General features: G+C 72.3%; 11 protein-coding genes. 3 read left to right on the top strand and 8 right to left on the bottom strand.

Features of this window, described 5'->3' with window-relative positions; all coding sequences use genetic code 11:
- Positions 1-37: 37 nt before the first annotated feature.
- From ACGFRF_RS21455 to ACGFRF_RS21445, 3 genes are all read right to left on the bottom strand, one after another.
- Positions 38-157: a chaplin family protein gene (locus ACGFRF_RS21455; RefSeq protein WP_393742175.1), complete on the bottom strand. Its 120-nt coding sequence runs from the start codon at positions 155-157 to the stop codon at positions 38-40.
- 134 nt (positions 158-291) lie between these two features.
- Positions 292-2,571 (bottom strand): catalase, encoded by a 2,280-nt coding sequence (locus tag ACGFRF_RS21450; protein WP_393742173.1) that lies wholly within the window; start codon positions 2,569-2,571, stop codon positions 292-294.
- 418 nt (positions 2,572-2,989) lie between these two features.
- Complete coding sequence (locus ACGFRF_RS21445; RefSeq protein WP_393742171.1) at positions 2,990-4,453, bottom strand: aminotransferase class I/II-fold pyridoxal phosphate-dependent enzyme; 1,464 nt, start codon at positions 4,451-4,453, stop codon at positions 2,990-2,992.
- Between the two features lie 142 nt (positions 4,454-4,595).
- On the opposite strand from ACGFRF_RS21445, the gene ACGFRF_RS21440 reads away from it, so the two are divergent.
- Positions 4,596-5,804: an amidohydrolase gene (locus ACGFRF_RS21440; protein WP_393742169.1), complete on the top strand. Its 1,209-nt coding sequence runs from the start codon at positions 4,596-4,598 to the stop codon at positions 5,802-5,804.
- A gap of 15 nt (positions 5,805-5,819) precedes the next feature.
- On the opposite strand, the gene ACGFRF_RS21435 is transcribed toward ACGFRF_RS21440, so the two are convergent.
- Complete coding sequence (locus ACGFRF_RS21435) at positions 5,820-6,167, bottom strand: ANTAR domain-containing protein (RefSeq protein ID WP_393742167.1); 348 nt, start codon at positions 6,165-6,167, stop codon at positions 5,820-5,822.
- A gap of 261 nt (positions 6,168-6,428) precedes the next feature.
- Here ACGFRF_RS21435 and ACGFRF_RS21430 point away from each other — a divergent pair, with 261 nt between their 5' ends.
- A complete protein-coding gene (locus tag ACGFRF_RS21430) occupies positions 6,429-7,250 on the top strand; it encodes a helix-turn-helix transcriptional regulator (RefSeq protein WP_393742165.1) in 822 nt (273 codons plus the stop codon).
- A gap of 54 nt (positions 7,251-7,304) precedes the next feature.
- Here the strand turns inward: ACGFRF_RS21430 and ACGFRF_RS21425 are convergent, their stop codons facing one another.
- The 4 genes from ACGFRF_RS21425 to ACGFRF_RS21410 form a co-directional block, all read right to left on the bottom strand.
- Entirely contained in the window at positions 7,305-9,845 is a 2,541-nt protein-coding gene (locus ACGFRF_RS21425) for a discoidin domain-containing protein (RefSeq protein WP_393742163.1), read from the bottom strand.
- Positions 9,846-9,989: 144 nt separating this feature from the next.
- The gene (locus tag ACGFRF_RS21420) at positions 9,990-10,799 is read right to left on the bottom strand and encodes an inositol monophosphatase family protein (RefSeq protein ID WP_393742161.1); all 810 of its coding nucleotides are present in this window, start codon (positions 10,797-10,799) and stop codon (positions 9,990-9,992) included.
- Between the two features lie 112 nt (positions 10,800-10,911).
- Positions 10,912-12,717 (bottom strand): RICIN domain-containing protein, encoded by a 1,806-nt coding sequence (locus tag ACGFRF_RS21415; RefSeq protein ID WP_393742160.1) that lies wholly within the window; start codon positions 12,715-12,717, stop codon positions 10,912-10,914.
- A 135-nt stretch (positions 12,718-12,852) separates the two neighbouring features.
- Complete coding sequence (locus ACGFRF_RS21410; protein ID WP_393742159.1) at positions 12,853-14,037, bottom strand: FAD-dependent oxidoreductase; 1,185 nt, start codon at positions 14,035-14,037, stop codon at positions 12,853-12,855.
- Positions 14,038-14,287: 250 nt separating this feature from the next.
- On the opposite strand from ACGFRF_RS21410, the gene ACGFRF_RS21405 reads away from it, so the two are divergent.
- A complete protein-coding gene (locus tag ACGFRF_RS21405) occupies positions 14,288-15,295 on the top strand; it encodes a Ppx/GppA family phosphatase (protein ID WP_393742158.1) in 1,008 nt (335 codons plus the stop codon).
- The last annotated feature ends 325 nt before the right edge of the window (positions 15,296-15,620 follow it).

Raw genomic sequence — 15,620 nt, 5'->3', positions numbered from 1 at the left:
CCGACCCTCCCGGGAGAGGGCCGGCGCACGGGTTCCGTCACTGGCTGACGCAGGTGTCGGCAGCGGCCGGCTTCAGCACTCCGACGACGTCGATGCCGTTGCCGCACGCGTTGACCGGGATGTCTTCTGCCGCACTGCTGCGTAGGGACGCGGTCACAACCGCCGCACGCGCCGTTCGCCTCTTCGGCTACTCCTTCCGAATGCCGACCGGTGCGTCCGTCCGCCGTGCCGGGACCGTGCGCAAGGGCGGGGGCCGCCGAGGCGGCCCGGCCCTTGTGCCGAGGGAGCCGGTCAGGCGGCGGACGGGAAGCGTTCCCAGACCCGGTGGGCGCCGAGCAGTCGGGTGAGCTGCTGCAGTACGCCGGTGGCGTCGTCGGCGGTGACCACACCCGGGGTGTCGAGCGGGATGCCGACCGCTTCCAGCGCGGTCTCGCCGCCCTTGACCGCGCCGATGGCCTTGCCGTGCCGGAACGCCTCCGCCAGCAGCAGTCCGACCCGGGGGTCGGGGGTGGCCTGCTGGGTCGCGGGCAGACCGGCCTTGGCGTCGCGGGCACCGTAGGCGTCGGCGCCGATCCCGGGCGTGCCGGCCACCAGGAGGGCGTCGAACTCGACGGAGCGTGCGGTGGCGTAGGTCCGCTGGACGGTGAGGGCGTCGGTGCCCGCGCCGAGGGTGCCGCCGGCCGGTGCGACGATGAGCGGGACCATGCCGCTGTCCAGCACCTGCCGGCGCACGGTTCGTACGCCGTCGAGGTCGCCGTCGGGTCCGGTGACGATGCCGATGATCCGGCCGTCGGTGGGCCAGGTGTTGCCGACCTGGGAGAGGGCCGGGCTCGGCTCGACGTCGGCCAGGGGCACGGTGGGCTCGGGGGCGGGCAGGCCGAGGCCCGCGGCGACGCCCGCGCACAGCTCCGGGTCGATGTTCGCAAGAACCTGCAGAGCCCGTTCCCGGATGGCCTGTTCGTAGCACTTGCCGAGTTCGAAGGTGTAGGCGCCGATGATGTGCTCACGCTCCACCGGGCTCATGCTGAGCCAGAACCGGCGCGGCTGGCTGAAGTGGTCGTCGAACGACTCGGGCGCCTCGCGGACCTTCGTCGCCTCCGGGACGCGGACGGGTGTCTCGATGTACGCGCCCACGTCCGCGCCCGCGGTGAACGGGCAGCCGCCGTCCAGGGAGTTGGGGCGGTAGGGTGCCACGCCCCGGTGCACCGCCGTCTGGTGCATGCCGTCGCGCAGCATGTCGTTGACCGGGGCGTGCGGCCGGTTGATGGGCAGCTGCGGGAAGTTGGGGCCGCCCAGGCGGGTGATCTGGGTGTCCAGGTAGGAGAAGAGCCGGCCGGCGAGCAGCGGGTCGTCGGTGATGTCGATGCCGGGGACGAGGTGGCCGACGTGGAAGGCGACCTGTTCGGTCTCGGCGAAGAAGTTCGACGGGTTGCGGTTGAGGGTGAGCAGCCCGATGGGCTGCACCGGGGCGAGTTCCTCGGGGACGATGTTCGTCGGGTCCAGCAGGTCGATGCCCTCGAAGGTCTGGTCGGGGGTGTCGGGGAAGGTCTGGATGCCGAACTCCCACTCCGGGTAGGCGCCCGCCTCGATGGCGTCGGCGAGGTCCCTGCGGTGGAAGTCGGGGTCGACGCCGTTGATGATCTGCGCCTCCTCCCAGACCAGCGAGTGCACGCCGAGCTTCGGCTTCCAGTGGAACTTCACCAGGGTCGTCTCGCCGGCGGCGTTGACCAGGCGGAAGGTGTGGACGCCGAAGCCCTCCATCGTGCGGAAGGAGCGCGGGATGCCCCGGTCGGACATGTTCCACAGCGTGTGGTGGGTGGCCTCGGTGTGCAGGGTGACGAAGTCCCAGAAGGTGTCGTGGGCGCTCTGGGCCTGCGGGATCTCCCGGTCCGGGTGTGGTTTGCCGGCGTGGATGACGTCCGGGAACTTGATCGCGTCCTGGATGAAGAACACCGGGATGTTGTTGCCGACCAGGTCGAAGACGCCCTCGCTGGTGTAGAACTTGGTCGCGAAGCCCCGGGTGTCGCGGACGGTGTCGGAGGAGCCGCGGGAGCCCAGCACGGTGGAGAAGCGCACGAAGACGGGTGTCTCGACGTCCTCGGCGAGGAAGGCCGCCTTCGTCACGTTCGCCGCCGTGCCGTAGCTGCGGAACACGCCGTGCGCTCCGGCGCCGCGGGCGTGGACCACGCGCTCGGGGATGCGTTCGTGGTCGAAGTGCATGACCTTCTCGCGCAGATGGTGGTCCTGCAGGAGGACCGGGCCGCGGGGCCCTGCCTTGAGCGAGTGGTCGGTGTCGTACAGCCGCGTGCCCTGGGCGTTGGTGAGATAACTGCCGCTCTGCGCCATCCGTGCCTGGTCGGCGCCGGTCGGCTGCCCGGTCGGCGAGACGGTGTCCGGGCCGCTCTGGTCGGGCTTGGGGGGCAGCGGCTCACGGGCCTCGGTCGGCTCGGCGACCGACGGCGACTCGGGGCCCGGCTTTCCGGGGATGCCCTCCTCCGGTCCGGTGTACTCGCCCTGGAAGGCGCCCGCCACCTTGTCCGCCGCTCGCTTGAGAGGGTTGGTTTCGCTCATCAGTTCCATTTCCTTCGCTGGTCACGGGGGCGGGCCCGCCCCGGGGGCGAGAAATCCGGCACACGGTGGCCACGCCCGGGGCATGCGGCCGACAGCATGAAAATCAGGAGAAACCCGATGGAAGGGGTCGACATGGCCCTCGTACCGAGGTCCCCGGGCCGGGGCGTCCGAAACCGGGAATCGCGGGGATGTCCCGGTCGGGGTGAAGTCGGGCCGTCTCTCATCGAGTTGCCGGGACGGCTGGCCCGCCGGACACACTGGTCCGGACCCGGAGACCGCCGGACAGGGCCAAGGGCCCCCTGCCGACGTGTCTTCGCCAGAAGGGCCGGCTTCTTGACCCGGGGCGGGCGAGCACCTGGCCGCCCGCATACGCCACCCTAGGCGCCGGTCAGGGCCCGCGCAGTTCGGGATGGGCCGGTCACGTGCGTGCCACGACCCGCAGGGTCTTCAGGGAGGAGTCCGCCGCGTCCGCGATGAGGAAGCCGTGCTCCATACCGCTGCGCAGGTAGTCGACGATCTCCGCCGTGATCACCTCGCCCGGCGCCACGACCGGTACGCCCGGCGGGTAGGGGCTGATCATCTCGGCGGCGATCCGCCCGACGGCCCGTTCGGCGGGCACCTGTTCGGCGGGCCCGAAGAAGGCGTCGCGGGGCAGGACCGCCTGTTCCGGTTCGAGCGCGCGCGGCTCGGGCAACCGGACGGCGGGCCGCCGTTCGATGGAGTCGGCACGCTCCACGAGCGTACGCACGGACTCCACGAGGAGCTTCTCGGTCTCGTCGTCGTCGGAGTGGGTGATGGAGGCGCTGATCCGGCAGGTGTCGGAGCCGCCCACGTCGATGTGGCAGTTGGCGCGCAGCCACTCGGCCGCCTGCATACCGCTGATGCCGAGACCGCGTACGTCGACGACGATCTTGAGCGGGTCGAACTCCGCGGCCAGCCCCTCGTCGATGATCTCCCCGCCCATCACCCGCAGCCCCGCCAGCTCCCGCAGCTGGGCCCGGACGCGCTCGGCGCGGTGCAGGGCCGCGTCCAGGAGTCCGTGTCCCTGCTCCACCATCTGCCGCCGCCAGCCGTCGAGGGCCGCGTACACCAGGCCGGAGGCGCTGGTGGTGCCGAGCAGGTCCTCGCGCTGCTTGAGCACGGCGGGCGAGACCCGGTCGTGCTGGAGGTGGAAGACCGAACTCTGTTCGATGGCGCCGCCCATCTTGTGGACGCTGGTGACGACCAGGTCGGCGTCCGCGTCCATTCCCCAGACGGGCAGATCCGGATGGAAGGGCAGATGAGCGCCCCACGCCTCGTCCACGATGAGCGGCACGTCGAAGGCGTGGCAGGCGTCGGCCACTTTGCGGATGTCCGCGCAGGTGCCCCAGTCGGTGGGCGTGATCAGCAGCATGCCCTTGGCGTCCGGGTGCTCCCGCAGCCGGTCGCGTACGTCGTCGGGCTCGGGCGGGTGGGCCATGTGCCGTTCGGCGTCGAACTTGGGATGGACCCAGATCGGCTCCACGCCGTTGATGATGACGGCCGCGATGACCGACTTGTGCGCGTTGCGGGACAGCAGCAGCTTCTCCCCCGGGCCGGCGACCGAGCACATCGCCGTCTTCACCGACAGGGAACTGCCGCAGGTCGAGAAGAACGCGTGCTCGGCGCCGACAGCGTCGGCCATCAGCTCCTGCGCCTGCTCCAGCACCCCCTGGGACTGGCGCCGGTCGTCGAGCCCGTTCAGGGTGAGCACGTCCGAGCGGAAGACGTCCAGGCCAAGGATCTCGGCGACCCGGGGATCGGTCCCGCGCCCCTGCTTGTGTCCGGGTGGCCCGTACACCACGTCTCCTCGTCGCCGGAACTCCTGCAGAGCCTCCAGGACGGGTACGCGTGAGTGATCCATGGCTGTCCTCCTGAGCCGATCGGTGCCGCACGGATCGTGTTGCACCTGCCGCGCGCTCCAAACACGAGGGCCGGTGTCAGGACCCCGTTCGGGTGGAACCCGGCTCGGCACGGAAGGAACCCGCCGAACCGCAGGAGGCCTCGTGTCGCAGTACCCTCTCGCCCGGGAGGAGGCCGGGCTGGTCCGGGCTGAGGTCGCGCTGGTCAGGCAGGAGGTCGCGCGGCGTGCCGACGCGTTGTGGGCCGTGGCCTCGGCCCTGCACGCGGACCCGGAGACCGCGTTCGCCGAGCACCGGGCCGCGGCGCTGCTGACGGACGAGCTGGAGCGCGCGGGCTTCGAGGTGCGGCGGGAGGTGGCCGGTCTGCCCACCGCGTTCACGGCGCGCGCGGGCCGGGGGCGGCCCGTCGTCGCCTTTCCCCTGGAGTACGACGCCCTGCCCGGCCTGGGGCACGCCTGCGGGCACAACCTGATCGCGGCGGCGGGGCTGGGGGCCGCCCTGGTCGCGGACGCCGTGCTGGACGCGAGCGAGGGAACGGTACTGGCGGTGGGTACGCCCGCCGAGGAGGGCGGCGGCGGCAAGGCTCTGGAGGTGGCGGCCGGGGTCTTCGACGGCGTGGACGCCGCCCTGATGTTCCACCCCGGGGTGTACGACTGGGTACGGGCGCCGCTGACCGCGCAGGAGCAGTACCGGGTCGGTTTCCGGGGCCGGGCCGCGCACCCGACGGGCAGTCCGACCGAGGGCATCGACGCGCTCGCGGCGCTGATCGAACTGTTCAACGTGGTCTCGGCACTCGGCCGACGGCTGCCGGAGGGCTCCCATGTCCAGGGCATCATCACCCACGGCGGCACGGCCACGAACATCGTGCCGGAGTACGCCGAGGGCCGCTTCGGACTGCGCGCGCTCACCACCGCCGCCCTGGACGACCTGGCGGCACAACTGCGCACCGCCGCCGAGGGAGTCGCCCTGGCGACCGGCACGACCGTCGCGATGGACCGGGCGAGCGTGCGGTACGAGCACTTCCGCGACAGCGAGGTGCTCTCCGGGCGGTTCGCCGGGCATCTGGACCGCGCCGGGATCACCCTCACCCCGCCCGCTCCGGGCGTCTACCTGGGCTCGTCCGACATCGGCAACGTCAGCGGCCGGGTGCCCGCCATCCACCCCTTCGTGGCGATCATGGGCGCGGAAGGCTCCGATCACACACCGCAGTTCGCCGAGGCGGCGGCCTCCGAGCGCGGCCGCCGTGTCCTCCTGGCCGTCGTGGAGGCACTGGCGTGCACGGCCGTGGACGTACTGCGGGACGCGGATCTGCGGCGCCGCGCGTGGGACGACCTGCGCCGCACCGAGGGCTGACTCCCGCGTCACGGTTCAGCCCAGCCGGCCGCACGGCACCTCCGGCCCGTCCGTCCGCCCGTCGGCGTCGTTCTCGCGCTCGTGCTCCACGGCGGCTGTCAGCGCCTGGCGGATCGTCTCGGGCAGTCGGCCGCGGGCCGGCCACTGCACCAGGCAGCGCGCCACCTCCCGCAGCTTGATGTTGGTGTGCTGCGAGATGTGTTTCAGGACCCCCCAACCCTGTTCGGGGCTGAGGCCGCCGACGGTGATGACCACGCCGATCGCCTGGCCGACGAGCGCGTGCGACACCACGGCCTGCCGCAGGTGGGTCACCCATTCCTGCAGTGCCCTCAGCCGGTCCGCCCGCTCGTCGCTTCCGATCATGTCGTTCACCTTGCGCAGCACGGCACGGCGGCGACAGCCGACAGGCGAACAACTTCCCAGGTCACCGTGCAGAAAACGAAAAACCCCAGATGAGCGGGCACATGGCGGGAGCGTTCGGGGGGCAATGGGGGTCCATGGAAACGCTCACCTTCGACAGCGACGACCTGGAGGTCACCGAGGACTTCCTCAGCCGTGCCTACGCCAGGATGCGTATCGGCAGCGGTACGCCCGGCGCGGATACGGCGTGTCGCCATCCCCTCGGTGAGCATCGACGAACTGGCGCTGGACTTCGAGTTGAGCTACTCGGTGACGCCGCTGGGCAGAATCTGCCTGTACGTCGTCCACGAGGGTGCGGTACGGGACCACCGCGTCCAAGGCGTCGAGGACGCCTTCGGGCCGGGTGACACGGTCCTGTCGGCCCCGCCGGACCTGCCGTACTCGGGCCGGATCCACCACGCCCGCCACACCATCACGATGCTGGACCCGGCGCTGCTCGCCCAGGTGGCCGCCGGCCCGGACGACGCGCGGCCGGTGCGGCTGACCGGTCACCGGCCGCGTTCGGCGGCGGCGGCCCGCCACCTCGGCCGCACCATCGGCCATCTACGGGACGCGGTGCTGTCCGATCCGGAGACCGCGGACCAGCCGCTCATCGCCGCCACGGCGGCCCAGCACCTGGCGGCGAGCGTCCTGGCCACTTTCCCCAGCACGGCGCTGCCGGAGCCGACCGCGGCCGACCGCAACGACCCGCATCCGGCGTTGCTGCGGCGCGCGCTGGCCTACATCGACGACCACGCCGACCGCCCGATCACGATCGCCGACATCGCCGGGGCGGCCCATGTGACGGTGCGCGCCCTGCAGTACGCCTTCCGTCGGCACCTGGACACGACGCCGCTCGCGCATCTGCGCCGGGTACGGCTGGCGCACGCCCATCACGACCTGGTGACCGCCGATCCCGGTACCGGGGCCACGGTCACGGCGATCGCGGCCCGCTGGGGCTTCCACCACCCGGGCCGCTTCGCGACCCTGTACCGGCACACCTACCTGCGGGCCCCGCACGAGAGCCTGGCCGACGACCGAGGATGACGCAAGGACGCGTCCCGGGACGGAGCTGGCTTCCGTCCCGGGACGCGGCGCTGGTCACGGGAAGGACGTCACCTTGGAGGGGACGGTGCTGGTCCCCGAGGTGGGGGCGCCGGTGCTGTTGACGACGTGGGCGTACTGGCCCATGCCGCCGAGGGAGATCACCAGCAGGTCGTGCATCCTGATGCCGGGGGTCGTCGGCACCTGGAAGCCGTGGGCCTGGACGATCGACGGATCGGCCGTGTAGTTGCAGTAGCTGCCCAGTCCCCACGCCTCATGGGTGGTGACGGAGTCGGCGACCTTGTAGGCCGCGTAGCCGGTGATGCCGTCGTGGGTGATGGCGGCGGCGTTCGGGGCGTCGTACGCCTTCTCGTTCTGGAAGAAGATCGTCCGGCCTCGTTCCCCGCTCCAGTACACGTCGTACTTGTTGAAGTGTTCGACGAACAGGCCGGTGGCGAGGACGTCGTCGCCGTTCACGCGCAGGCCGTAGTCGGCGCGGTTGGTGTCCCAGCCGACGCCGCTGCCGTGGTCGGCGCGCCAGATCCAGGTGTGGTCGATGACGACGTCGTCGCTGTTGACCACCACGGAGTTGGTGGCGAGGCCGGGCCCGGCGCCGCCGATGCGGATGAACACGTCCTGCATGGTGGTCGGGTTGGCGGAGTGGTCGGCGTCGGCGCCGGGGGTGCCGATGCGCAGCAGTGTGTCGGAGTTGACCGGACCCGCGTCGATGAGGAAGCCGGCGAGCCTGACGCCGTCGACGTCGGCCACGTGCAGGGCGTCGACGCCGTTGTCCGGGACCAGGGTGGCGAGGCCGAGCCCGAGCACGACGGTGTCCGCGCGGGTGACGTCGATGGTCTGGTCGAGGTGGTAGACGCCGGGTGTGAAGAGGAGGTTGAGGCCCTGGGCGAGGGCGGCGTTGATGGTGGCCGCGGTCGCGCCCGGCTTCACGACGTAGAACTGGTCGAGCGGGAGGGACGTGCCCGCGTTCGCCGGCCAGGAGACGCCTCGGGCGTTCGTGCGCTTGGCCGGTACGAACACCTTGTAGGCGGAGCCGTCCAGGTAGAGGAAGGGCTTCTCGCGGGAGACGGGGGTGGTGTCCAGCGTGGTGTAGGGGCCGCTGTCGAAGTTGGTCGCCGGTGCGCCCTGGACGCCGGAGAAGGTCATGTTCCACACCCCGTTGGTCCAGCCGCCGACCGAGCTGTCCCGGGTGTACCACTGCTGCTGGGAGTACGGGCCCACCGAACCGTCTATCTTCGAGTCCGCGATGTAGCCGCCGGAGGCCCAGCCGTAGCCGTTCGGGGCCAGGTTGAGGCCGCCTTGGACGTGGATGCGGCGGAAGGGTGCCGCCTGGGCCACCGCCCAGCGGTCGGTGCCGTTGGACGGCTTGATGGCGAGGTTCTCCGCCGAACGCCAGAAGTTCTGGGTGGCGTTGCCGTTGAACCAGCCCGCGTCGACGGTGACGTCACCGTTGATCTGGGTGTCGTCGGGGTTCAGGCCCAGGCCGGAGATCGAGGTGTAGAAGCCGATCTGGGCGTTGATGCCGTTGTAGGTGCCCGGCTTGAGCAGGAACTGGTAGCGGCCGGTACCGAACTGGCTCGACTCCTGCCGGGCGAAGACGTCGTCGAACTTCTGCTGGAGGTTCGGGGTGGAGGGGTCGACGACGATGACGTTGGGGCCGAGGTCGCCACCGCCCTCGACGGGCGGGACCCCGGTGGATCCGGTGTGCACGGCGACCTCCCACAGGGAGTAGCCGTAGCCGGTGCCGCGTGCGGTGCCGTAGATCCGCACGTACCGGCCGGAGCCGCTGACGTCGTAGGACGCCGTGCCGCCGCTCGCGCCGGTGACGCTCTTCAGGGTGCTCCAGCTCTGCCCGTCGGAGGAGGTCTGGATCTGGAAGTCCTTGCCGTACGCGGTCTCCCAGCTCAGGTCCACCTTGCACAGGTCCTTGACGGAGCCCAGGTCGACCTGCAGCCACTGCGGGTCGGCGGCCTGGCTGGACCAGCGGGTCGAGGTGCTGCCGTCGAAGGCGGCGGAGGCGGGGGTTCCGGCGTTCTCGGTGGAGGAGGCCGAAGCGGGCTTGCCCTGGGCGGCGTTGGCCGTACCGCAGGTGGGCTGGGTGCCGCCCGAACTGCCGAACACCTGGAACTCCCAGAGGGAGTAGCCGTACTGGGTCGCGCGGTGCACGCCGAGCAGGCGCACGTAGCGGCCCTGTCCGGACACGTCGAGCGTGTCGACGCCTCCGTCGCCGCCGGTGACGGACTTCAGGTCGGTCCAGGTGGCGCCGTCCTGCGAGATCTGGACCTTGTAGTCCTTGCCGTAGGCGGCCTCCCAGTTCAGGACCACCTGGGTGACCGAGGCGGTGGCGCCGAGGTCCACCCGGATCCACTGGTCGTCGGTGGCGGCGGAGGACCAGCGGGTTCCGGTGTTCCCGTCGACGGCGCCGGCGGCGGTGGTGCCGGCGTTCTCCTCGGAGGACGCGGTGGCCGTCTTCCCCTGGGACAAGGGGGTTCCGGCGGCGACGGCGGTCGCGTGGGTGAGGGGCAGGGTGATCAGCGCGGCCATGGCGGCCAGCGCGACCCCCAGGGGTCTCAGTCTCATGCGGTGTGCTCTCATGCGGCGGCTCCATGCGGCTGAGGGGGACCGGAAAGCGGGCCCCACGGCTTAGTTCATGTTTTGATTTAAGTGGTGAACCAAGCCGGCCACAAGCCTTCGGAAACCAAATAGTTCGACAACCGCGCCGGCTCAGCGGTGCGTCCGGGACGTCACCAGCGCCAGCAGCGCGGCATGTGTCTCCGCGTCGGCCGCGGCGATGAGCCCGCCCGCACCGGTGTGGACGGCCTCTCCGTACAGGCCCGTCACCGTGCAGCCCGCCGCCCGGCACAGGGCGATCCCGGCCGCGAAGTGCACGCTGTCGCGCAGGTCTCCGTCGGTCACATAGGCGGCCCTGCGCCCGGCGGCGACCCAGGCGAGGGCGAGGGTGCTGGAGACCACCCTGGGCCGGAACCGCTCGGCGAAGCCGGGGTCGGCCAGCAGGCGCGCGGCCCGGAAACCGGGCGCGTTCGGGAACGGCGGGTCCAGGTTGACGTCCACCAGCGCGGACCCCGCCGAGGGCGTCAGGTCCTCGTCGGCGCCGTCCCCGCGGACCCCGGCCCGCGCGCCGTCGGTCCAGAACACCTCGCCGCTGAACGGGTCGGCGGTCGCCGCGGCCGTGACCTGCGCGCCCACGCGCAGCGCGACGTTCACGCCGACGAGCATGGTGTGCACGGCGTAGTTGAGGGTGCCGCACAGCGGGTCGACCAGCCAGCTGCGACGGGCGTCGGCGGCGCCGGTACGTCCGCTCTCCTCTCCCGTCACCGCGTCCTCGGGACGGGCCTCGCGCAGCACGTGGAGGATGGCCCGCTCGGCGGCGAGGTCCGCCTCCGTCGCGAAGTCACCGGCGGACTTCTCGTAGCGCTCCAGCCGCTTGCCGTACAGGTCACGCACCACCGCCGCGCCGGCCCGGGCCGCCGTCACGGCCAGCCGGGCGTCGGATTCCCCGTTGGTGATCGACATGCGCGCAGGATAGGCGGAAGCGGCCGAACGCGTCATGGAGTCGCCGGAGCCCGCACAGGCCGGAGTGCCTGTGCGGGCGCGCGTGCTCGCGGTCACGAGTGCCCGTGTGGGGCTACGCCCCGGTCGGGGTGAGGGACAGGGTCTGCTCGGCCGCGGTGCGGCCGCCACCGACGGGACGTCCGCTCCTGTCCGTCCAGGTGCGCAGCGGTGTGGTCTCGGCGAGCCGGCCGGACGTTCCGGAGAGGCCGAGCACAAGGCCGCTGTAGCGGTTGACCAGACGGTAGGTGCCGTCACCGGAGGAGGCAGGGATCACGAACCACTGCTGTCCGACGGTGGGCCCGCCGGCCCGTGCCGCGGTGACGGTGGGCCCGGCGCCCCAGGCGCGGCCGGCGGTGCCGGTGGAGTCGACGCCCAGCAGGCGGCCGCCGGCGGCGTTGGCCAGGGTGAAGGCGCCGTCGCCGGTCGGGGCGAAGATCCAGGACTCCCGGCCGGAACCGGTGGGCCTCGTGACCGAGGTGGTGGTGGAGCCCTTGGAGGCCTGGGCGAGGTACCGGCCCGCGCCACTGGCGATCCGGTAGCGGCGGCCGGTGTCCATGGGCGGGGCCGCGGGCGTGGAGGAGCCAAGGGTGATGTCGACGTACTCGCCCGAGGCGTCGTGGGAGCAGCCGAAGGAGCAGTAGGAACGGAAGGTCTTGCCGACGATCGTGGAGCCGGTGCGGTTGGCGCGGTCCAGGAACCAGCGGTACCAGGAGGCGTTCGTGTAGCCGCCGGTGTCGCCGATGAGGTGCCACTTCTGGGTGGTCAGGTCGTCGGTGGCGTACAGGTGCTGCGGTGCGTCGCCGCTCTGGTCGACGGCCTGCGGGGTGCCGATGTACAGGCCGAGATGGGCGTCGTAGGCGATGTTCATGACGAACAGCGGCGACGTCGGGGGCATCTTCCCGGCCGCGATCTGCTCGGCGGCGGTGCCGGTGTTGCCCGGGTCGTACTCCGCGGAGGCGGGGGTGTAGCCGGTGGGGTGGCCGGCGTCGACCGGGACGATGTTGCTCTCCCGTCCGGCGGTGCCGGGCTGGGACCAGGCGCCGTCGTACCACTTGCGCCAGGAGCCGGGCGCCATCTTCGCGGAGAGGGGGGCGCGGGCCACATGCTCGTAGAACGCCTTCCAGCCGCCGCTCTTGTCGACGATCCGCGAGCCGTAGAAGACGTAGAAGTATCCGGAGGCGGTGTCGACGAACAGGCGCTGGTCGCCGTCGCCGTAGGAGTACGTCCGGTTCGGGAAGGCCGTCGTGTCACCGCGCTCGGTGCTGTACGGGGACGTGATCACATGGTCTTTCACGGTCCAGGTGCGGCCCTGGTCGGTGGAGACGGCGTAGTCGATGGCGTCGTAGTGCAGTCCGTCGCCGAACGGCTGCGGGGTGAACTCGTTGTGCACCAGGCCGTACCAGTCGCCGGTGTCGGGGTCGACCCACACCCCGGACAGGTCGCAGTAGTTCTTCTGCGCGTAGCCGGAGCCGCTCGGGGCGTACGTCGCCTCCCTGCCGGTGGGGCTGTTGTTGCAGCGCCAGGTGGTGTCGTCGTTGCGGTCGGCGGGGTCGGCCGGGTTCACCGCCTCACTGAGCCTCTTGTCGTAGGTGGCGGTGTCGAAGTCCTTGCCGGTGTAGAAGTCCCAGACGCGCGGGTCTCCGGCGCCGTAGAGCGCGGCGGACTGCTGGTAGTGGAAGGTGCCGTCCTTGTCGATGTACGGGGTGGCGGGGGTGTCCGTGGGGTGGCTGAACGGTACCGGGCTCCCCACGGTCACGGTGTACGTGGCACCGGCGGGGGACGTGGCCGACGCCGGGGACGTGGCCGACGCCGGGGACGCTGTGCCACCGCCCAGGACCAGGGCGGCGGTCGCGGCCAGGGCGCCGCCTGCTCTGCTCAAGAGTCGCACGGGTGCTCCTTGTTGCCGAAGGGCCGGTTGCACGGAACGATCCGGCCCCGGCGGTTTCCCCGGCAATGGACTCCAGTGCTCCGCCACTTGCACTTTCGCGAGCGGGCCTTCGCGGGAGCGGGGCGCTCAGTGCTGCTCGGGCGGGTCGGCGGACAGGGCCGTCTCCCAGGCGAGGTGGCGGACGAGCGCCTCGTCCGGTGCCACGGGACGGGCCGTGCCGGCAGCCGGACGGGACGGGCTGCGACTGCCACGGGAGATGCCGCCGCTGACGGTGATGTTGTGCTCCGCCCGTGGGCGGCGGTGCCGCTCGTACGCGGCGAACGCGCTCTCCGGGTCGGGCAGATCGCGCAGTGCCTTGGCAAGGACGACGGCATCCTCCAGTGCCATGGAGGCTCCCTGGCCGGTGGCCGGGGAGGCCGCGTGGGCCGCGTCGCCGATGAGCAGGATGCGTCCGGACCGCCAGGGGACGCCGAGGGGCAGTTCGGCTGCGTTGGTGACCAGGAGCGCGTCGTCGCAGGCGGCGACGAGGCCCGCGGCGGGTGTGGAGTCCTCGCGCAGCAGCGGCAGCAACTGCGCGCGCAGCGCGGCGGACGGCCCTGTGGGGGCGCCCGCGGGCAGCGGGTCAGCGCCGACGCGGGCGAACCAGTACGTCTCCCCCGCCGGGGACACCGCGTATCCGAAGGCTGCCGCGCTGCCCCGCACCATGGTGATGGTGCCGGCCGGATCGGCTTCCGGTGCGGTGGCGGTGTAGCCGTAGAAGACGCGCTGGCCCGCGTAGGTGGGCCGTACTCCGGGCGCGATGAGCCGGCGGACGGTCGAGTTGAGCCCGTCGGCGCCGATGAGCAGGTCCCCGGTGGCGCTGCTGCCGTCGGCGAAGCGGGCGGTGATGCCGTCGGGGCCGTCCGTCACGGACTCCAGCCGGGCGCCGTGGCGCAGCGGGATGCCGCGCTGTGCCGCCTCTGCCTGCAGGGCCGCGTTCAGTTCGCCGCGGCGCAGGCAGCGGTAGCGCAGGGCGGGGTCGGCGGCCTCGCCGAGCGGTGCGTGCCCGACCTCGGTGCCCTGGCTGTCGAGCAGCCGCAGGGAAGTCAGCGGAAAACCGATGGCCGTGACGGCGTCCGTGGCGTCGAGCTGCGCCAGTGCGCGCATGCCGTTGCTTGCCAGGGTCAGGAACGCGCCGATGTCCTCGGCCGTGAACGGGTGTGCCTCGAACACGGTGACGTCGTGCCCGGCCTTGTGCAGGCCCAGCGCGGTCGCGGTACCCGCGATGCCGCCGCCGATCACCAGTACCTTCGTCGCGTCCGTTCTGGTCACGTGCCGCTCCCCGTGCCGACAGTGGTCATGACCATCTAACGGGCAGCGCGGGCCGTACGGGGGCTCGGGGGCCGAGATCCGGACAGGCTGGAGTGCGGGTGCTCGACGGCAGCCCGGCCGTGCGCCTTTGCGCCGCCGGTCGCACCGGGCTACCGCGCGAGCCGGTCCTGGGGCGTGCGCCGGGGGCCCTGTGCTCCGGCACGCCCCCCGTGCGAAGGGTCGCCGCCGGTGAAGTGGGTACTTCCCGGCCATGCGGGTGAGCGTGGTGGACGCGGGGTCGAGAACGGTCCGGTTGGTGATCGCCGATGTGGAGGGCGGCGTGCCGTTGCCGGTGCACACCGTCAAGTGGAAGCTGCGCCTGTCCGAACATGTCGGTCCGGACGGCACCATCGCCGACGAGGCGGTGGAGCGGTTGGTCAAGGCGGTGGCCGCGGCGGGCGCCACGGCCCGGACATGGCATGCGGCGGGTCCGCTGGCCTTCGCGACCGCGGTGGTCCGCGGCGCCCCCAACCGGCAGGACGTGCTGCAGCGGGTGGCGTCCGGAACGGGGATCCGCATGTGCACGCTGCCGGGTGAGACCGAGGCCGAGCTGACCTTCCTCGCCGCCCGCCGCTGGCTGGGCTGGAGAGCGGGGCCCCTGGCGCTGCTCGACATCGGCGGCGGCTCGCTGGAGGTGGCCTTCGGCCGGGGCCGGCTGCCCGACTTCGCCGCCTCCCTGCCGCTCGGCGCGAGCCGGCTGACCCGGGAGTACCTGGGCGTCCAGGACCCGCCCGGACCGGTCGAGCTGAAGGAGCTGCGCCGCCGGATCCGGCACGAACTGCGGGACGTGGCGTCGCGGATCCGCTGGGAGCGACCGCGCACCGCCGCCGTCAGCTCCCGTACGTTCCAGCAACTGGCGCGGTTGTGCGGGGCCACGCCCGGGCGGTACGGGCCGTTCGTGGACCGCGGGTTGACCTGCCGGGAACTGCGCGGGGCGGTGACCACCCTCGCCGCGCTGCCCGCCGCCGAGCGCGCCCAGTTGCCCGGCATCTCCGCGCCTCGCTCGGCCCAGAGCCTGGCCGGTGCCGTCGTCGGACACACGGCGCTGAAACTCATGGGTCTGCGCCGGGCCGTGGTCTGCCCGTGGGCGATCCGCGAGGGTGTCCTCCTGCGCTACATCGAGGACGGCGCCGACTGGTGGACGGACGTCGCCGGGACCGACGGCCCCGCGGCGCCGTCCCCCACGACGACCCTGCGCATAGCGACCCCGTCCGCGTAGCCGGAACCAGGGGCCGTGACCCGGCCCACGACCGAAGCACCGCCCCCGCCCCACCGCGCGGGCACGACCGATCGCCTACCGCCCCGGCTCACCGTCCGGAACAACGCCCGGCCTGCCGCCCTGGCACGCCGGTTCAGCGTCCGGCACAACACCGGCCTGCCCCTGCGGCACCGCGACCCCGCCCCACCGCGCGGACACGACCGATCGCCTACCGCCCCGCCCCACCGTCCGGGCACGACCGATCGCCTACCGCCCCGGCTCACCGTCCGGAACAACGCCCGGCCTGCCGCCCTGGCACGCCGGTTCAGCGTCCGGCACAACACCG

Origin of the sequence: Streptomyces sp. NPDC048521, from assembly GCF_043199855.1 — a bacterium.
GTDB lineage: Bacteria > Actinomycetota > Actinomycetes > Streptomycetales > Streptomycetaceae > Streptomyces.
This window is presented reverse-complemented; position numbering and strand designations above follow the sequence as displayed.